This window comes from Streptomyces sp. NPDC050508 (assembly GCF_040655155.1).
Classification (GTDB): Bacteria; Actinomycetota; Actinomycetes; order Streptomycetales; family Streptomycetaceae; genus Streptomyces.
In genome coordinates, this window is sequence record NZ_JBFAJJ010000002.1 from 457,782 (window position 1) to 476,867 (window position 19,086).

General features: G+C 67.8%; 16 protein-coding genes. 10 read left to right on the top strand and 6 right to left on the bottom strand.

The window, feature by feature from the left end; genetic code table 11:
• The first annotated feature begins 217 nt into the window (after positions 1-217).
• The 3 genes from AB0I69_RS07245 (at position 218) to metG (AB0I69_RS07255) (ending at position 5,326) form a co-directional block, all read left to right on the top strand.
• Positions 218-1,894, top strand: coding sequence for a VWA domain-containing protein (locus AB0I69_RS07245; RefSeq protein WP_363094577.1), 1,677 nt, complete (start codon positions 218-220; stop codon positions 1,892-1,894).
• Positions 1,895-2,028: 134 nt separating this feature from the next.
• Positions 2,029-3,750 (top strand): methionine--tRNA ligase, encoded by a 1,722-nt coding sequence (gene metG, locus AB0I69_RS07250; protein WP_363094578.1) that lies wholly within the window; start codon positions 2,029-2,031, stop codon positions 3,748-3,750.
• Positions 3,751-3,754: 4 nt separating this feature from the next.
• Positions 3,755-5,326, top strand: a complete 1,572-nt coding sequence (metG, locus tag AB0I69_RS07255; protein ID WP_363094579.1) for a methionine--tRNA ligase — start codon at positions 3,755-3,757, stop codon at positions 5,324-5,326.
• Here metG (AB0I69_RS07255) and AB0I69_RS07260 read toward each other — a convergent pair.
• Positions 5,323-6,063: an SDR family NAD(P)-dependent oxidoreductase gene (locus AB0I69_RS07260; protein ID WP_363094580.1), complete on the bottom strand. Its 741-nt coding sequence runs from the start codon at positions 6,061-6,063 to the stop codon at positions 5,323-5,325. The two genes, metG (AB0I69_RS07255) and AB0I69_RS07260, sit on opposite strands and share 4 nt — an antisense overlap.
• A 118-nt stretch (positions 6,064-6,181) precedes the next feature.
• Between AB0I69_RS07260 and AB0I69_RS07265 the strand changes: the two genes are divergently transcribed.
• A complete protein-coding gene (locus AB0I69_RS07265) occupies positions 6,182-6,838 on the top strand; it encodes a TetR family transcriptional regulator (protein ID WP_363094581.1) in 657 nt (218 codons plus the stop codon).
• A 46-nt stretch (positions 6,839-6,884) separates the two neighbouring features.
• Entirely contained in the window at positions 6,885-7,361 is a 477-nt protein-coding gene (locus AB0I69_RS07270) for a hypothetical protein (RefSeq protein WP_317884376.1), read from the top strand.
• Positions 7,362-7,411: 50 nt separating this feature from the next.
• On the opposite strand, the gene AB0I69_RS07275 is transcribed toward AB0I69_RS07270, so the two are convergent.
• Together AB0I69_RS07275 and AB0I69_RS07280 are read right to left on the bottom strand one after the other, a co-directional pair.
• Positions 7,412-8,782: a polysaccharide lyase family 1 protein gene (locus AB0I69_RS07275; protein ID WP_363094582.1), complete on the bottom strand. Its 1,371-nt coding sequence runs from the start codon at positions 8,780-8,782 to the stop codon at positions 7,412-7,414.
• Positions 8,783-8,896: 114 nt separating this feature from the next.
• Positions 8,897-9,892, bottom strand: coding sequence for a dioxygenase (locus tag AB0I69_RS07280; RefSeq protein ID WP_363094583.1), 996 nt, complete (start codon positions 9,890-9,892; stop codon positions 8,897-8,899).
• A 171-nt stretch (positions 9,893-10,063) separates the two neighbouring features.
• On the opposite strand from AB0I69_RS07280, the gene AB0I69_RS07285 reads away from it, so the two are divergent.
• On the top strand, positions 10,064-12,598 hold the full coding sequence (locus tag AB0I69_RS07285) for an FG-GAP-like repeat-containing protein (protein ID WP_363094584.1): 2,535 nt from the start codon (positions 10,064-10,066) through the stop codon (positions 12,596-12,598).
• A 37-nt stretch (positions 12,599-12,635) separates the two neighbouring features.
• Here AB0I69_RS07285 and AB0I69_RS07290 read toward each other — a convergent pair whose 3' ends face one another.
• The gene (locus tag AB0I69_RS07290; RefSeq protein WP_363094585.1) at positions 12,636-12,827 is read right to left on the bottom strand and encodes a DUF397 domain-containing protein; all 192 of its coding nucleotides are present in this window, start codon (positions 12,825-12,827) and stop codon (positions 12,636-12,638) included.
• Positions 12,828-13,104: 277 nt separating this feature from the next.
• Between AB0I69_RS07290 and AB0I69_RS07295 the strand changes: the two genes are divergently transcribed.
• Together AB0I69_RS07295 and AB0I69_RS07300 are read left to right on the top strand one after the other, a co-directional pair.
• Entirely contained in the window at positions 13,105-13,590 is a 486-nt protein-coding gene (locus AB0I69_RS07295) for a hypothetical protein (protein ID WP_363094586.1), read from the top strand.
• Between the two features lie 9 nt (positions 13,591-13,599).
• Positions 13,600-16,284: an ATP-binding protein gene (locus AB0I69_RS07300; protein WP_363094587.1), complete on the top strand. Its 2,685-nt coding sequence runs from the start codon at positions 13,600-13,602 to the stop codon at positions 16,282-16,284.
• Here the strand turns inward: AB0I69_RS07300 and AB0I69_RS07305 are convergent.
• Positions 16,257-16,445 carry a DUF397 domain-containing protein gene (locus AB0I69_RS07305; RefSeq protein WP_363094588.1) on the bottom strand — a complete coding sequence of 63 codons (189 nt, stop codon included), beginning with the start codon at positions 16,443-16,445 and terminating at the stop codon, positions 16,257-16,259. The two genes, AB0I69_RS07300 and AB0I69_RS07305, sit on opposite strands and share 28 nt — an antisense overlap.
• Positions 16,446-16,447: 2 nt before the next feature.
• Positions 16,448-17,299 (bottom strand): helix-turn-helix transcriptional regulator, encoded by an 852-nt coding sequence (locus AB0I69_RS07310; protein ID WP_363095023.1) that lies wholly within the window; start codon positions 17,297-17,299, stop codon positions 16,448-16,450.
• Between the two features lie 244 nt (positions 17,300-17,543).
• On the opposite strand from AB0I69_RS07310, the gene AB0I69_RS07315 reads away from it, so the two are divergent.
• Positions 17,544-17,975, top strand: coding sequence for an ATP-binding protein (locus AB0I69_RS07315; protein WP_363094589.1), 432 nt, complete (start codon positions 17,544-17,546; stop codon positions 17,973-17,975).
• 80 nt (positions 17,976-18,055) lie between these two features.
• On the top strand, positions 18,056-19,009 hold the full coding sequence (locus AB0I69_RS07320) for a hypothetical protein (protein WP_363094590.1): 954 nt from the start codon (positions 18,056-18,058) through the stop codon (positions 19,007-19,009).
• Positions 19,010-19,086: the final 77 nt, after the last annotated feature.

The window sequence follows — 19,086 nt, forward strand, 5'->3', positions numbered from 1 at the left end:
CCACTGACACGACCCCATGACTCATGAACGACAAGTGAACGAACCGACGAACGGGCCGGTGAACGGGCGTGCGAAGTGGCGGCTGAAACCGGGGGTGTTGACAGAGCGCGTCCCACGCGCCTTGCCCCTGCCTAAGATCGCCGTCCGGGGCCGCTAACCTTACGTGTCCGTCCTGGCCAGGGATTGACGGCTTCAACTCACGCGAAGGGTTGCGCACATGGGCATTCTCACTCTCCTGCGGAATGCATTCGGCAGGTCACGCAAGGAGCGTGCCGCCGGAGCAGAGGGTGCGGAACGCACTCCTTCGCAAGAGCAGCCGACCACCGTGGAACCGGACGCGAAGGTCCCGTCCCCCTCCACAGAACCCGAACTCACCTCGACGCCGACCCCGTCACCTGCGGCAACACCCCAGGTCCCGGAACCCCGCCCGTCCTCCACCCTGGAGGACGACGAGCACGAGCTCGTGGCACTGGCCTTCGACAACGTGACGGTCCCGAAGCCGACGACGTCGGAGGAAGGGACGGAGGGTACCGGGGCTGCGGCGGAACGGGAGCCGGTTGTTGTTGAGCCGGCGACCGAGGCTGCGATTGAGCCAGCGGCCGAGGCTGTTGCCGAGCCGGTGACTGAGGTTGCGGTTGAGCCGACGACTGAGGCTGCCGTTGAGCCGGTGACCGAGGCTGTTGCCGAGCCCGTGTCTGAGACCGTTGCCGAGCCGGTGACCGAGGCTGTTGCTGAGCCGGTCGCGGAGGCGGAGGCGGTTGTCGAGGCAGAGGCGGCGCCTGTGACTGAGGCCGAGCCTGCCGCTGAGGTGACGCCGGAGGCGGAGGCCGAGCCGATCGCCGAGCCGGAGGCAGAAGCGGAAGCGGAGCCTGCCGCCGACGTGACGCCGGAGCCCGAGCCCGAACCGGTCGTCGAGCCGGTCGCGGAGGCCGAAGCGAAGCCGGTCGCCGAGCCCGAGCCCGAGGTGAAGCCGGTCGCCGACGTCACGCCGGAACCGGAAGCCGAGCCCGAGGTGGTCGCGGAGACCGCCCCCGAGGCGGAGCCGGAAGCCGAGCCGGAGCCCGTCGCAGAACCCGTCGCAGAACCCGTCGCAGAACCCGTCGCCGAGGTCACCCCCGAACCGGAGCCCGCAGCCGAGGCGACCACCCTCGAACCCGTGGCCGCAGCCGCCGACGGCGATTCCGCCCCACAGGGGCCACCCGCACCCGACGACGAAACCGTCACGGGCGGTGCGGGTGGGAACAGTTTCGAGGCCGATGGCGAAGCCGAGGCCGAGATCGTCGGCAGCGACTCCGCCGCCGTCGCCCTCGCCAAGGCCAACCTCACCGGTACCCGAGCGAAGCTCTACCTCGTCCTGGACCGCTCCGCGAGCATGCGCCCGTACTACAAGGACGGTTCCGCACAGGCCCTCGCCGACCAGACCGTAGCCCTGGCAGCCCATCTGGACCCCGAGGCCAAGGTCCACGTCGTCTTCTTCTCCACCGAAGTCGACGGCACCACCGACCTCACCCCCACCTCCCCCGAGAACGCGATCGACGAGGCCCACGCCGGCCTCGGCCGCATGGGCCGCACCAGCTACCACGCCGCCGTAGAAGCCGTACTCGCGCACTACGACAAGAACGCCACCCCCGGCACCCCCGCCCTCGTCGTCTTCCAGACGGACGGCGCCCCGGACGCGAAGACCCCGGCGACCCAGTCCCTGACCGACGCCGCGAAGTCGCACGCCTCCGTGTTCTTCTCGTTCGTCGCGTTCGGCGACCACGAGAACAAGGCCTTCGACTACCTCCGCAAGCTGAAGACCGACAACACGGCCTTCTTCCACGCGGGCCCGACCCCCCTGGAGCTCACGGACGCCGAGCTCTACGACGGCGTACTGATCGACTGGCGCCCGTAGCACCGAAACCCACCGAAACCCCTGTGCCGCCCGCTTCCCACCCCGTAAAACGGGAGGCGGGCGGCATACCCGTGTCGGCTACGATTTCAAGGTTCGCACCAACAGCAACACACCGACCTGGGAGCAACCCCCCGATGGCTCGACACCTCATCACCAGCGCCCTTCCGTACATCAACGGGATCAAGCACCTGGGCAACATGGTGGGGTCCATGCTCCCGGCGGACGTGTACTCCCGCTATCTCCGCCAGCGCGGCCACGACGTCCTGTACATCTGCGCGACGGACGAACACGGCACCCCCGCGGAACTGGCCGCGAAGGAGCAGGGCCTCCCGGTCGCCGAGTTCTGCGCGCAGGCCCACGACGCGCAGAAGGCGGTCTACGACGGCTTCGCGCTGGCCTTCGACTACTTCGGCCGCAGCTCCTCCCCCCAGAACAGGGAGATCACGCAGCACTTCGCCCGCCGCCTGAACGAGAACGGCTTCATCGAAGAGCGCGCGATCCGCCAGGTGTACTCGCCCACCGACGGCCGTTTCCTCCCGGACCGCTATGTGGAGGGCACCTGCCCCCACTGCGGCTACGACAAGGCCCGCGGCGACCAGTGCGAGAACTGCACCCGGGTCCTGGACCCGACCGACCTCATCAACCCCCGGTCCGCGATCTCCGGCTCCACCGACCTGGAGGTCAGGGAGACCAAGCACCTCTTCCTCCTCCAGTCGAAGCTCCAGCACGAGGTCGAGGAGTGGGTCGCGGCCCACGAGGAGGAGTGGCCGCAGCTCGCCTCCTCCATCGCCCGCAAGTGGCTCACCGAAGGTCTGCACGACCGCGCGATCACCCGAGACCTGGACTGGGGCATCCCGGTCCCCGCGGACACCTGGCCGGAGCTGGCGGCGGAGGGCAAGGTCTTCTACGTCTGGTTCGACGCCCCGATCGAGTACATCGGCGCGACCAAGGAATGGTCGGACGCGGCACCCGAGGGCGAGACCCGCGACTGGAAGTCCTGGTGGTACGAGGCGGACGCGACCGTCCGCTACACGGAGTTCATGGCGAAGGACAACGTCCCGTTCCACACGGTGATGTTCCCGGCCACCGAGCTCGGCATCCGCGAGCCGTGGAAGAAGGTCGACTACGTCAAGGCCTTCAACTGGCTGACGTACTACGGCGGCAAGTTCTCCACGTCCCAGAAGCGCGGCGTCTTCACCGACCAGGCCCTGGACATCCTCCCGGCGGACTACTGGCGCTACTTCCTGATCGCCAACGCCCCCGAGTCGGACGACTCGTCGTTCACCTGGGAGCACTTCACCGCCACGGTGAACAAGGACCTGGCCGACACCCTCGGCAACTTCGTCAACCGGGTCCTCTCCTTCTCGAAGAAGCGCTTCGGCGACGAGGTCCCGGCAGGCAGGGCGGCAGGCGAGCCGGAGACGAAGCTGGGCGAGCAGATCGCCGACCTGCTCGCGGAGTACGAGACCCAGATGGAGGCCCTCCAGTTCCGCAAGGCCGCGGCGGCGCTCCGCGCCCTGTGGTCGGCCGGCAACTCCTACCTGGAGGAGAAGGCCCCCTGGCTGGAGATCAAGACCGACCCGGAGGCCGCGGCCCTCACCCTGCGCACCGCGATGAACCTGATCCACCTCTACGCGGTGGTCTCGGAACCCTTCATCCCGTCCTCCTCGGCGGCGATGCGCGCAGCGTTCTCACTCCCGGACGACAAGGCAACGTGGGTCTCGCCCGAAGAGGCGAAGTCCCTCACCACCGTCCCCGCGGGCACCCCCTTCACCGTCCCCCCGGTCCTCTTCGCGAAGCTCACGGAAGAGGATCTGGAGACGTACAAGGAGCGCTTCGGCGGAGACCAGGGCTGACCCGGTGAAGTCCTACTACGTCACGACCCCCATCTACTACGTCAACGACGCCCCCCACCTCGGCCACGCCTACACCACCGTCGCCGCGGACGTCCTCGCCCGCTGGCACCGCCGGCGCGGGGAGGACGTCTGGTTCCTGACGGGCACGGACGAGCACGGCCAGAAGATCCAGCGCACGGCGGAGGCGAACGGCGTGCCCCCGCAGGAGTGGGCGGACCGCCTGGTCGAGGAGTCCTGGAAGCCTCTCTGGGCTCATCTCGCCATCTCCAACGACGATTTCATCCGCACGACGGAACGCCGGCACACGGACCGCGTCCAGGAGTTCGTGCAGGACCTGTACGACAAGGGCGAGATCTACAAGGGCGGTTACGAGGGCCCGTACTGCGTCTACTGCGAGGAGTACAAGCTCCCGAGCGAGTTGATCCAGGCGGAGGACGGCAGTGGGGCTCCGCTGTGCGCCATCCACCGACGCCCGGTGGAACTCCTCAAGGAGGAGAACTACTTCTTCAAGCTGAGCGAGTACGGCGACCGTCTCCTCGCCCACTACGACGCCCACCCGGACTTCATCCAGCCCGCCTCGGCCCGCAACGAGGTCGTGAACTTCGTCCGCCAGGGCCTCCAGGACCTGTCGATCTCCCGCTCGACGTTCGACTGGGGCGTCAAGGTCCCCTGGGACGAGTCGCATGTCATCTACGTCTGGGTGGACGCGCTCCTCAACTACGCGACGGCGGTGGGCTACAACGAGAACCCCGAGAAATTCGAGGCGACGTTCCCGGCGGACGTCCATCTCGTCGGCAAGGACATCCTCCGCTTCCACGCGGTGATCTGGCCGGCGATGCTCATGGCCAACGGCCTGCCGCTGCCGGGCCGGATCGCCGCCAACGGCTGGCTCCTGGTCGGCGGCGAGAAGATGTCCAAGTCGAACCTGACCGGCATCAGCCCCGAGACCCTGACCGCGCACTTCGGCGTGGACGCCTACCGCTGGTACTTCCTGCGCGCGATCGCCTTCGGCCAGGACGGCTCCTTCTCCTGGGAGGACTTCACCGCCCGCTACACCAGCGAACTCGCCAACGGCTACGGCAACTTGGCGTCCCGGGTGACCGCGATGACGGCGAGGTACTTCGACGGGACGCTGCCCGCGCCGGGGGAGGAGACCGAGGCCGAGCGCTCACTCAAGTCGGCCCTGCTCACGGCGACTTCGGAGGCGGACCACCGTATCGGCGACCAACTCGACTTCCAGGGCGGCATCCTGGCCGTATTCGACTTCGTCCGACAGGTCAACGGCTATCTGACCGACCAGGAACCCTGGAAGGTCGCCAAGACCGACTCCCCCGAGGCCCGCACCCGCCTGGCGACGATCCTCTACACGGCCGCGGACTCACTCCGCGCGATCGCGATCCTCCTGGACCCGATCATGCCGGAGACCTCGCAACACCTGTGGGACTCCCTCGGCGCCTCGACGTCCCTGGGCCCGCTGCGGGACCAGGACATCCGGCAGGCCTCCGACTGGGGGCAACTCCCGCCCGGCTCCCCGGTGACGAAGGGCGCGGTCCTCTTCCCGCGCGTCGACTCCTAGGCGAACACGCTGAACGTGTCCTCCGCGCGATCCTGTCGCCGCACCAACTCCCAGGCACCGTCGGCGATGTCGTCCGGGTCGAGGGTCCGCTCGCCGACGTTCCCGAACTGCTCGGGGTTCGACGTCACCAGCCGGTGGATGTCGCCCCGCTCGATGAGTCCGCCGATGACCAGGTTCCCGGCGTAGACACCCTGGTCGGCGAGCGCCGCGTTGAGGGTCAGGGCGTAGTTGCGCAGGGCGGCCGAGGAGACGGCGAGCGCGCCGAGGCCGGGCATCGGCACCACGGCACTGAGCCCGCCCGCGAACACGAAGGCACCGCCACCGCGCTCGACCATGCCGGGCAGCACCCTGCCCACCACGTCGACGGCCGGATACATCCAGCTCATCGCCTCCTGGACGTCGGCGGGGTCGGTCTCGGTGATGGTTTTCCGGCGCGCGTCGAGATCGAGGGCGCCCGGCCCGTAGTAGACGAGGTCGATACGGCCGTACCGCTCGGCGACAGTGTCGAGTACCGAGCCGAGCTGCTTGCTGTCGCGCACGTCGGCGACGTAGGACGTGGCTTCGATCCCCGCCGCGGCGAGTGACGCGACGTAGTCGGCGTGCCGGGTGTCGCTGCGGGACACCACGGCCACCGTGTACCCCTCACGGCCGAAGCGATGGGCGACGGACATGCCGAGGCCGGGGCCGACCCCGATGACGACGGCGACCTTGGGTTCTTCCGTGGCGGATCGGGACATGACGGTGCCCTTCGGGTCGGGTTCGCACTCCGGTCAATAACTTGAGGGCGCTCTCAACTTACCTTCCCGACCGTAGCACGGAACCTGAGGGCCGCCTCAAGTTCCGTATGATGGAGCCATGCACCAGCCCACGTCCGCCCCCGCCCCCACCCCCAAACCCCTGCGGGCCGACGCCGCGCGCAACCGCGCCAAACTGCTCGCCGCCGCCACCGAGGTGTTCGGCGAACGTGGTCTCGACGCGTCGTTGGAGGAGATCGCCCGGCGGGCCGGGGTCAGCATCGGCACGCTGTACAACCACTTCCCGACCCGGGAGGCGTTCTGGGACGCGATCTTCCCGGAGCGGCTGGCCGCGATGGAGCGGATCACCGAGACGGCGCTGGCGGCTCCGGACCCCTGGGACGGGTTCGTCGGGTACATCGAGGGACTCTTCGCGCTGCAGGCCGAGGACCACGGCCTCAATGACGCGCTGGCACAGCGGTTCCGGCCGGCGGGGGAGGTCGAACAGGCCTGTCACCGCGGCTTTCTGCGTGCGGAGGAGATCATCGAACGGGCCCGGGACAGCGGGCAGTTGCGCCCCGATTTCGAGCCGGAGGACCTGGTCACCCTGATCTGGGCGATGTCCCAGGTGATCCGGGAGTCGATGACGACGGCCCCCGACATCTGGCGCCGCTGCCTGGCGTTCTTCCTCGACGGCCTGCGGGCTGGTGCGGCGCATCCCATCGCGGTGCCACCATTGACCCCGGGTCAACTCAGCGAGGTCATGCGGGCTCGGTGACGGACCCCGACGTAGACGTGTTCGCGCCAACCCGTAAGGTGCCGCCATGGCAGTCCCCGAGGTCATCCCGATCGCCTACGACCCGAATCAGCGCAGCGGCGCCGTCGGCCGCTACGCGGACGGTCAGTTCCTGGCGTCGGTCACCTACGCGTTCCCACAGGGTTTCCGTCCCGCCGACGGCTGGGAAGAGCAGAAACGTCTCTACACGGTGCTCCACACCTTCGACGCCGCGGGCCGCTACCGCGACTCGGAGATCTGGTGCGCCGGCACCTGGGCTGAACAGCAACGCGCCCCGCACGGCGACGACTCGGTCCTCTCGCAGGCCCGCATCCACCTGGCGAAACTGCTCCGCGCCCTCCCCCGCCGCAGCTACACCGACATCGCGGTCCGGCCCTTCCAACGCACCGTGGACGGCGTCCTGTTCGGCCTGCTGGTCGAGGAGGACGAGGACGGCAGCTGGGCCGAGCTGTACCCGGACCGGCACGCCTTCGGCCCGCCGTGGGACGGGACGTACGACAGCTGAGCCGCAACTGCCCTGCCGGCAAGGGAAGTTGCGGCTCCGGAGCGCGATCGCTACTTGAGCACCCCGGCCCCAGTGGTGGTCGAGAGCTCCGTCGGCAGGTTCTTGGCGGAGGTCTCCAGGCCGGCCGTGAGGGTCGGCGTCCAGTTCACGGTGGTCTTCAGCTTCTTGGAGTTGGCGGCGTTGTAGGCGGCGACGAGGTCGGTGGCCGTTCCGTTGACGAGGTTGCCGCCGCCCGCGATCGACCCGGTCCCGTCACCGCTGAACAGCTTGCTGACCTTCTGACTGGCGGACGTCTTCCAGTAGTTGTCCTCCGCCACCACCTGGGCCTTGGCCCGTGAGTTGACGCTGTACTGGAGCACGTACCCGTTGAGGTTCGTGGTGTCGTAGTAGTTGTTGTAGATGTGGATCTGCCCGATCCGGGCCAGCGGAGCGCGCTGCACGATGCCCTTCCACACGTTGTGGTGGATGGAGACGCGCAGCTTGCCGACGCTGTCGGTGTCGCTGCTGCCGATGAGCATCGTCTTGTCGTGGTTGGTGAACTGGTTGCGCTCGACGGTCACCAGGTCCGAGCCCTTGGTGATGTCGAGGTCGCCGTCGTGGATCTGGTACTGGCGGCCGTAGTACGTCGGGTCGGCGGTGTCGAGGCCGGGCGCGTCGGTGAACGTGTTGTGGTCCGCCCAGACATGCGTGGCACCGCGCAGGGTCACGGCGTCGTACTGCGAGTTCCAGTTGCCGCTGTCCCCGTCCGTCGGGTCCCACTGCGGGAAGCAGTCCTGGGTGGCGGCGAAGGTCAGGTTCCGCACGATGACGTTGTCCACGCTCTGTACTTGCAGCATGCCGCCGGTGATCCCGGCCTTGGTGCCGGGCACGCCCACGACGGTGGTGTTGGCCGGCACCTTGAACACGATGTTCTTCGCCTGCTTGACCTGCGCCGCCGCCCGCGCCTTCTCCTGCGTGCCGGAGGGCAGCTTGGAGGTGCCGTAGGTGGAGGGGGCGTAGGCCTTGAGGTAGGCGGACAGCGAATACCCGGTCCCCGCCGCGTAGTTGGCGCAGGTCAGCTTCTTCCCGGAGTCGTCGGTGTTCGCGTCGATCGTGCCCTTGATCCTGACGATCCGCGGGGTGGTGTCACTCGCGGACCCCAGCGCCTTCACGAGCTGCGCGCGGGTGCTCACGGTGAAGGTGTGCGCGGCGTCGGCCTTCGCGCCGCCGGTGGTACCGGTACCGGACGAGGCCCAGCCGTCCTTGGCCGCGAGGGTCTGGTGGTAGAGGTCGACGGTCGCGGTGGTGCTCGCCGCGTTCGCGTTGAGCACGAGATAGCCCGCGCCGATGCCCGCGGCGGCTACGGCGGCCGTGACGACGATCGTGCGGCGCTTGCGGAGGGAGCGGCGGTGGGAGGGGGCGGGTGAAGCGGTGGCGGCCACGGGAAGTCCTTTGGTACGGCGAGGGGTTACGACTCCTCAGTGGCCGTCAGGATCAAGAAGGTTGCCGCGGCTCGCCAACTTTCCTGATCCTGAGCACAGTTACGGCCTACGGCCCTATGAGGACGCCGACGCCGATGCCGACGCGCTCGGCTGGGTGTCCGTGCTGTCGTGGGTCTCGTCCGGGGCGACGCCCATCGTCAGGTGGGCGCGGACACCCTTGGCGATGCGCTTCTTGTCGTAGTCGAGGAAGAGCAGGCCGCCCTCGTGGCCGTTCTGCGGGTAGATCGTGTCCTCGGTGAGGGTCGTGCGGGTGGTGGTGTTCGTGGAGTACGGCTCGACCTTCGCCGACGCGAGCACCGACTTCTCGTCGAAGAACAACTGGCCGGTGTGGCAGGTGTGTCCGCCCTCGTAACCCGCGTCCGTCCACTCGCCGTCGACGTGCACCTTGACGTGGATGTGGACGCAACGGCCCTGGTACCAGCCGGGGAACACCGTCTTGAAGGTGACGTAGCCGCGCTTGTCGGTCTTCCAGGTGCCGCGCAGATACCGCTCGTCGTCGGTCGGCTCGGAGTGACCGCCGCCGGTGCCGCCGGACGGGGGCTCACCGGTGGGGGTGCCCGACGGTGTGTCCGTCGGGGTGCCCGAGGGCGCGTCGGTGGGAGCGCCGCCGCCTCCGCCTCCGCTGCTCATCGCCTCGTAGCCGGAGTAGATGCCGAGCGCGCTGCAGTGCCAGATGTCGACGGCCGCGTTCCTGAGCGGCTTGCAGGTCTCCGCGTCGATCACCTTGAGGGTGAGGGTCAGGGGGATGCCCTCCTTGTCCTCGGTGATGTCCTGGCGGATCTTGTCGGCGTCGATGTAGTACGGGCCCTCGGTGGTCTCCGAGGTGAGCGTGTAACACGTCTCGGCGCCGCTCGCCGTGCTCTTCGCGGACGCGGGGGAGGCCGTACCGTCCGCGAACGCGCTCGCGGCGAGCCCTCCGCCCACACCGACCGCGGCGACGGCGGCTCCGCCCGCCACGACGACCTTGCGTCGGGTCAAGTCCCGTTTGTGCGCGGGGGATTGGTTACGCGGTTGTTCTTGCGACTCGTTCGCTGTTTCGTTTCCCGTCATGCCCGGACGGTAGGTAAGAGGTCTGTAAGAAGCATGGGAGTGAGCTGTGGTTTCCCATGAATCCTGAAGTCGTCGAGAGACGGACCCTCTCGCTTCCAGAGGTAAAAGCGCTGGTAAAGTCCGCACACTTGTGCGGAGAGGGTGTACCTCTCCGTGGGGAGGGATGAACACGTGGGCAGATACGCCCTTTCGCGGCGCCGGACGGCGTTCGCGATCACCTCGGTGACGCTCGCTCTGACGGGCGGCACCCTGCTGCCGGTTCTGGCCGCCGGATCCGCCGCCGCCGCTCCGGTCGCCCCCTGGGCCGCGACCGCCACCCCGGTCACCGACGCCGACGCCTCCGTCCTGGATGTCGTCACCGCGTCCGACGGCTCCGCCGTGGCCGTGTGGAACCAGCTCGCGAGCACCAGCAGCGACGAACGGAAGCTGTACGCCGCCGTACGGCCAGCCGGCAGTGACGCGTGGGGCACCCCCGCGCTGCTCGCGACGACCCCGACCGAGGCCGGCAACGTCAAGCTGCACGCCTCCGCCGACGGCACGGTCACCGCACTGTGGGTGGAGTACCCGAACGAAACCGCCCCGGGATCAGGGGGGTTGAACATCCGTTTGCTCAGTGCCGTGCTGGCCGCCGACCACTCCGGCTGGTCGGCGCCCACCGAACTGGTCGGCGCCGACGCGGCCTGGTCCGACGGCGGCATCGACCTCGCCGAGAGCCCCGACGGCACGCTCACCGCGGTCTGGAGCACCAGGGCCACCAGCGCGTCGAAGACCGAGGTCCACGCCGCCGCCCGCGGCACGGACGGCACCTGGTCGGCAGCCGTGCAGCTCAGCGCTGCCACCACGGAGGGGGCGGACGCGGCCTACGCGCCGAGCGTCGCCGTCACCCCCGACGGTACCGCCGTCGTCGTGTACAAGCAGACCGCCGGCGAGTCCGCCTCGGTGCGTACGGTGTCCAGGGCGCCCGGCGCCACCGGGTGGTCCGCGCCGACGGCGGCGACCGCCTCATACGAGTCGATCAGCAATCCCGAGGCCACGGCGGCTGAGGACGGATCCGTGACGGTCGCCTACAAGGGCACGGACGCGTCCGAGGACTCGACCATCCTCACAGTCAACCGCTCGGCGGCGAACGGCAGTTGGTCCGCTCCGGAGTCCGTGACGGCCACGGAGAACCTCGCCGACACTCCGGAACCGCTGATCGCGCCCGACGGCGACGTCACCCTCGTCTGGGTCGACTACACGAGCACCTTCTCCACCCGCACCGCCACCCGCGACGCGGACACCGGCGCCTGGTCGGCCGTACGGACGCTGTCGACGGCGTACGTCCCCGAGCAGTACGACACGACGGTCACCGCCGACGGCACGGTGCACGCCCTGTGGACCCAGGAGAGCGGTCACGGCGACGAGCGTGAGCTGATGGAGTCCGTACGCAGCGACGGCACCTGGACGACCGCTACCCAACTGCCCGGCTCGGCCGCCGCGTTCGTCCTCGGCAAGGTCAGCGTCGGCGCGGACGGTACCGCGACCGCCGTCTGGTCCAGCACCGCGGCGGGCAGCGGCGTCGACCGCCTGTACAGCTCGCGGACCGCCTGGCCCACGCTCGCCGTCACCGCCTCCACCGTCCCGGCGACCGCCGCGCTCAAGGGCACCACCACGTCCAGCAGCGCCTGGGCGCCGACGTGGCAGCTCAGCAGGCCGACCTCGTCCTTCACCGTGACGATCACGGACCGCGCCGGGAAGACCGTCCGTACGCTGCCCGGCACGGCCGCCGGCCTCAAGGCAGCACTGACCTGGAACGGCCGTACGACATCCGGGAGTTACGCCCCCAACGGCCCCCTGACCTGGACCCTGCGCGCCACCCAGTCGGGCGCGACCACGGCCGTGAAGCTGGCCTCGGGCACCGTCACGGTCACTGGCGGAGCGGCGGTCGCCCGCGACTTCGGCGGCACGTCGACCACTCCGGACGGCACCGGCGACCTCCTCACGCTCAGCTCCTCGGGCGCGCTGACGTATCAACTGGGCACGGGCAAGGGCACGTTCTCCGGCAAGATCAGCGGCAGCGGTTGGCCGACGACCGTGAAGGCGGTCCCCTTCGGCGACCTGAACGGCGACCGCTGCAACGACGTCCTGGTCCGCCTGAGCAGCGGAGCGCTCCGCGCATACAAGCCGGCCTGCGGTACGGCGCCGAAGCCGTCGACGTCGTACACATCACTCGGCACGGGCGGCTGGAACCAGTACGACGTCCTCACGTCCCCCGGCGACATCAGCGGCGACGGCCGCCCGGACCTGCTCGCGCGCAACACGGCGACCGGGGACGTGTACCTCTACAAGGGCACGAGCGCGGGCAAGTTGGCGGCGCGGGTGAAGCTGTACGCCAACTGGAAGACGTACAAGAAGGTGGTCGGCGTCGGTGACGTGAACGGCGACGGCATCGGCGACCTGCTGGCCCAGGACAAGTCGAACACCGTGTACCGCTACTACGGCACCGGCAGGGGCACGTTCGGGGCACGCGCGAAGCTGTTCACGGCGTGGGGCGCCTCGTACAACACGGTCATCGGCACCGGCGACATCACCGGCGACGGCAAGGCCGACCTCGTGTCCCGCGACACGAGCGGCAACCTGTACCGCAACAGCGGTGACGGGAAAGGGTCGTTCGGGGCACGGGTGAAGATCGCGACCGGGTGGGGCGGGTACAAGTCACTGTCGTAGGACAGTGCACAGTGCAGTGCTGGTGAGCGCCCGGGGCTCAGTGGTCCCGGGCGCTTGCGGGCGGGGCGATGCGGTGGAGTAGGGCGGCGAGGGTGGTGGGGGTGAGGGGGAGTATTCGGGTGGGGGCGTCGCTCTCGCGGAGGAGCAACTCGCCTTCGGAGGCGGCCACTTCCACGCAGTTGGCTCCGTCGTTCCCGTTGGAGAAGCTGGATTTCTGCCACTGGATCATGTCTCACAGCTCCTTGGCGATGCGGTGTAGGTAGCTCTCCGGGACCGGGACGGGTCCAGGGCGACTGCTTCCACCTTACGAAAGAGCGTTCGCATGGCTAGGAGTTGCGCCGGTGCATCCACGAACGCCGTGTCATGGGCTGTATCCCGCTGCCCAGTGTTCAGCGCCGGCACGCGACCGCCCATGTACAGCAACTTCACGCATGAGCTGAGCAACACCGGGTGCCAAGCAGCGCCGAGTTACCTATGCTGATGAGGGGTCAGACAGGTGGGGGACGATGGCGGCACCGGGGGAGACGCGGCCGGAAGCAAATTCGGTCCGCAATGATTTTGCGCTGGAGCGGTACCGGTACATCCTTCAGCAGATACACGCGGTCAACGAAAATGCCCACCGCTTCTTGGCCCTCTATCAGACACTCGCCACGACTCTCGTCAGCGCAGCCATCGCCCTCTTCGTCGGCTACCGCAAGTGGAACGTGCCGCCCGGCACGGCACGAGGCGGAGTCATCGGACTGCTGGCCCTCGTCACTGTGGTCGCCGCGTTCACGGGCACACTCATCGTTGTGGGCGCCCTGTCCTGGCTCGACTTCCGCAACGAAGAGTGCGACCTCATCGATGAGATCGTCGGACCCGGCTTCCGCAAACGCCCGCGCCCCGGCAACTTCCTTCGCTGGTACGAGACTTACGTCCTGCTCTTCATCCTCGTCTCAGTGATCACTATGTGGGTACTCGCCGCGTTCCTCCTTCTGCCTGCAATGAGGTGATCGTCCCCGGTGTCAGAGCACGACTACACCAGTACGCCCCTGTGGCAGGACACCCTCGCCTCGCGTTCGGGCAGCGATGCCCAGGCCGAACAGCGCGAACGCCTGCGGACGTCGTACGTCGAACTGCGTAGGAAGGCTGCTGTACTCCTCAAGGAGAACGAGCGCAGCATGCCCGACTTCACGGTGCACGACATCAATCATGTCGATGCATTGTGGGAGACGGCCGATCTCGTATGCGGGCGGCAGGTGACGTTGAATCCCGCCGAGGCGTACGTACTGGGCTGCGCCTTCGTGCTGCACGACGCGGCGATGGGGGTGGCAGCGTACGGGACAAGTGTGCGGGACGCATTGGGTGAGAAGCGGTGGCGTGATCTCGTGTCAGTGACCTACTACGAGCGGCATGGGTGCTGGCCGGACCAGGAAGAACTCGACTCGCCGCCCGACGAGGTCACGGACATCTGCCTCGCTACGGCGATCCGGCAGACACACGCCGAACAGGCCCGGCGACTGGTGGACCAGCCCTGGCAGTCCAGTACGGGCAACCCCATGTTCCTCATCGAGGAAGTCCAACTGCGCGAAGTGTACGGGCCGTTAATCGGCGAACTTGCGGCCAGTCACTGGTGGCCGGTCAGCCGAGTCGCGGGCGAGTTTGGGCACACGATCGGGTCATTGCCCTGGCAACCGACCGAGTGGACCATCGAGCCACTGAAGCTGGCATGCATCCTGCGTTTGGCCGACGCGACGCAGATCGACAGCCGCCGAGCTCCGACCCTGCTGTTCTCCCTGCGCAATCCGATGGGTATGGCTCGCGAGCACTGGCGGTTCCAGGAACACATCAGCCGACCGCACTTGAAGGGCGACCGGGTGCGGTACACCTCGCTGCGCCCCTTCGCCTCACAGGACGCGGCTTCCTGGTGGCTGGCCCTCGACTATCTACGTGGAATCGACAAGGAGTTGAAGAAGGTCGACTCCCTCCTGCACGACCTCGGCCGGGACCGGCTCGCCGCCCGCGCGGTCGCCGGAGTTGACTCCCCCGAGCGCTTCGCCGAACTCTTCCGTGTGCAGGGTTGGCGCCCCATAGACGCGACCGTCAAGGTCACCGACGTCCCCGCCCTGGTCAAGAGCCTTGGCGGGGAGCAGTTGTATGGCGACGAGCCAGAGGTCGCCGTACGGGAACTGATCCAAAACGGCCAGGACGCTGTTCTGGCCCGTCGGGCACTGCAACCCGACTTCGCGGACGGACGCATTGAGGTGCGGCTGACCGGGGCCGACGGGGGCTGGTGCCTGGAGATCCGCGACAACGGCATAGGTATGGACGAGGAGACTCTCGTACACGGTCTGCTCGACTTCGGCACGAGCGGCTGGAGTTCCCCAAGCATTCGCAACAGGCTGCCCGGTCTGGCCGACGGTGGTTTCCAGCCCAGCGGCCGGTTCGGCATCGGCTTTTTCTCCGTCTTCCTGCTCGGTAACCAGGTCGAACTGATCACCCGCCGCTACGACTCCTCCACCCAGGATGCCCGTCGCCTCGTCTTCGATGGCCCCTCCCATCGCCCCCTGCTCACACCGCTGCCCGCCGGGGATTGGGTTCCAGAGGGCACGACCGTGCGCGTCACACTCAAGAGAAATCCCAACGACGTAAAGGGCGTGCTCTACAAGACCGATGACGATCGGCTCACCCAGCTGATCCAGCGGCTGGCGCTGGAGAACGCGGTGCCCATCCACACCTGGGAGCCCGGCTCCACCGGACTCGATGTCCTCGCTCCGTTCTCTCTGGCCGCAGGGGCACCGGACGAGGTCTTCGACCGCCTCTACCCTCCCGCGACCGACAACCGGCGCATCGGAGAGGAGAAGCAACGCCTCCAGATGCGGGACGACTTCATCGGGCGGGCCACCGAGCTGCTCGACGACAAGGGACGGCGTATCGGGCTGGCCACGCTCTGGAACGACATGTACTACATGTCGCGGCGCAACTTCCAGGGCATCGTCACGGTGAACGGTCTGCTCGCCGACGAGTCGATCTCCTTCGCCGGCTACCTCGCCGGTCAGCCCAGCCGGGCCTCCCGGGACCGGGCGGGCCTCGTCGCGAACCAGGACCAGGTCCGGCTCTGGATACGAAGGCAGGAACAACAGCTGCGCGGCAACGGGCAGTTCGGGGACCCTGTCCAGCTGGAGTTGGCCCATACCCTCAACAACGCGTTCAAGGAACTCGCTGGTGACATCGCCTTCGCCCTCACAGGGGAGGGCGTCCTGCGGCCAAACGACATGGCCGCCTGGGCCGCACGGAAGAACGAGGTATTCATCGCCAATGGTCTGCCCCTGACCTGGCGAAGCCGGCCTCCGGAGGTCTACCACTACCTGTCCGGGCAAACCGTGCAGCTTCCCACCAACTGGATCATCATCGCCGGCAAGATCCTCACCTCACCGCTGTCGACGGTCTTCCCCGATGTTGAGAACCGCGACCCCGCATACGAGTCCACGCGCAACGACACCACTTTGACCTGGCAGAAGTGGTGGTGGCGCACGTCGGGTGGCCTCTACGGACTCTTCCTGCGAGCCCTGTGTAAGACGTGGTCGTGCACGATCGAGTCCCTGCTCGCACCCGTTGAGCAACGCAACTGGTCCGACGCCCGCCACCTTGGCAACGCAAGCCCCGACCCCGTCTCCGGCTACCTCCTCACCCGTCCCTCGCCCTGAACGCACTGGAGGAGAGCAGCGAGACCAGTGCGGGTAAGTGGAAGTATTCGGGCGGCGTCGTCGCTTTCACGGAGGAGCAACTCGCCTTCGCTATGGGCAAGTTCCACACATTCGTTGCCCGCCGCGCCACCGGAGTACGTTGACTTCTGCCACTGAATCACGCCTACAGCTCCTTCGACAGCCGGTGGATGAAGTCCCGCGACCTGATGGGGTCAAGGGACGCTTCTTCAACCTTACGGAAGAGCGTTCGCATGTCGTGGAGTTGGGCAGCGGCATCCAGGAAGGCGGAGCCGTAGGGGGTGTCCCGCTGCACCGTGTCCAACGTGGGCACCCTGCCAGCCGCATACATCAACGACGAACTCGCCCCGGCGAACCCGTCCACGTCAAAGGGAATCACCCGCACCGAGACGCTAGGGTGCTCCGATTTCCGTACCAGCTCGTCGAGTTGGGCGCGCGCCACCCGCCTGTCCGCGACACGAGTGCGAAGTACGGACTCGTGCAGGACCGCCTCGTACGGAGCCGCGTTGTCACGCGAGAGGATCTGTTGGCGGCGCATGCGGTACGTAACCCAAAGCTCCAGCTCGCGGTCCGGCAGCGGCGGAACCCAGTACGCGAACACCGCTCGCGCGTACTCCTCGGTCTGTAGCAGCCCCGGCACATGGGCAGTGGCGATCACCTGAATGAAGCGCGCGTGGTTCTCCAGCTCCGCCAGATCGAGGAACTCGGGCGGGAGTGCGTCGCGGTACTCCTCCCACCAGCCACGCGTACGATCCGTCGCCATCTCCACCAGCGCCTCGATCAGCACCTCGTCTCCACAGCCGTAGAGCCCCGCGAGCTTACGTAGGCGCTCTTCGCTGACCCCCGACAGGCCAGCCTCGACCTGGCTCATCTGCGCAGAGGTCGAGGACAGGATCTCCACCACCTCACGAGCCGACATTCCCGCGGAGACCCGCAACTTGCGCAGCTCAGTCCCCAGTCGCACTTGCCGGGCAGTGGGCTGACTTCTCGGCGCCATGCTGCTCATCCCCTCAACGGCACTGCTCACAGGCCCTGTTGAAGCCCTCGTTCGGGTGCCAGGTTACGCGAACAGCTTGCGCGAGGAGAAATCTCTCCTCTACCGTCAGTGACGCGACGCACACCCTGCGGAACACCGGGACCCCGGAAGCGCACCGCCCCGCCATGCCACGACGGCCGCGACAAGCCACCGCCCACGCACCCGCAGCACACGCCAACTCCCCCTCCCCGACCAGGAGTCACGCATGCCCGAAACCGAAGAACCAGCCGCCGCAGCTGCCCCTTGGGAATACACCCTCACCATCCCCCAAGACCTCCGCGCCGTCACCGTCAGCCGCCGCACCCTCCGCCTGATCCTGACGATGCACGGACTGATCGGCCTGGTCGACACCGCCGAACTCCTGGCAACGGAGCTGGTCTCCAACGCCGTACGCCACACGAAAGGCCCTGTAACCCTTCGGGTCTCCTGGAAACCCGGCACCCTCCGTATCGGCGCCTGGGACGCGGACCCCGAACCCCCGGAACCACCAAGGGAGTTGACCAATCTCCTGGACGAGGAGGAGGGCCGGGGTCTGGGCCTCGTCAAGGCCTGCGCCGACCTCTGGGGCTGGCAGCCGCTGTCCAGGAACGGCAGCAAGGGCAAGTACGTCTGGTGCGAACTGACCACGGCCGCCTGACCGTTCACTCGCCCCTCGAAAGAGTGAACCCATCCCGATCGGCCGGACAGCCCGGTCCTTGATCCACCTAGGTTGCGCACATGGTCACATCAACCCACGAGGCGACCCACCGGCTCTTCCAGGAGCATCCGGAGGCCCTCACCCTCGTCTTCGAGTCACTGGGCATCCCACCGCCCGAGAAGTCGGACTTCGGCTCGATCACGCCTGACGCCACCGAGATCCGGCCCTTGGAGCGCCGCGTGGACACCGTGCTCAAGTTCGAACCCGCCATGGGAGAGAGCTTCCTGCTCGCCATCGAGTCCCAGACCAAGAAGGACCCGGACAAGGCAAAGAGCTGGGCCTACTACGTGGCGCACCTCAGCGCGAAATACGACATGCCGGTGCTGCTGGTGGCCGTCTGTCGGGACCGGCCGACGGCGAAGTGGGCAGCCGGTCCCTTCGAGTGCGCTGTCGGCCCGTGGACGACCCAGATCACGCGCCCGTTCGTGCTGGGACCCGGCACTGTCCCGGTGATCACCGACGAGTCGATGGTGACCCGGCAGCCGGCGCTCTCCGTGCTCTCGGCGATCGTCCATAGCGATGACCGCAGAGCGCCCGCCATACTGGAAGCGATGGTCCGTGGCCTCCTGTCATTCGATCCGGACACCACGGCGTACTGGTTCGAGGTGATGGAAGTCGGCCTGGAGAACACTCCGGCCAAGGAGAAATGGAGAGACCTGATGTCGAACGTCATCACCCACTTCCCGGGGCACGGGACGCTGTTCGAGGAGAAGTATCTGGAGGGCAAAGCCGAGGGGAAGGCCGAAGGCAAGACGGAGGGCAAAGCCGAGGAAGGTGCCTCGTTCATCCTGCGTGTGCTGGAAAAGCACGGCATCGACGTCCCCGAGGACATCCGTGAGCGCATCACCTCCTGCACCGACCTCGACACCCTCACCCTCTGGTTCGACCGCTCCCTGACCGCCTCCACGGCGAAAGACCTGTTCGTCGAGAGCCCCGAGGCACCGCAGTCCCAGGCCGGCACCGACCAGGCCTGACGACTCAAGGCCGACCGGGCGGGCCGTGCGTAAGACACCGCTGGTGGCAACGCCGTAGCTGAACTCCCGCAACTCGC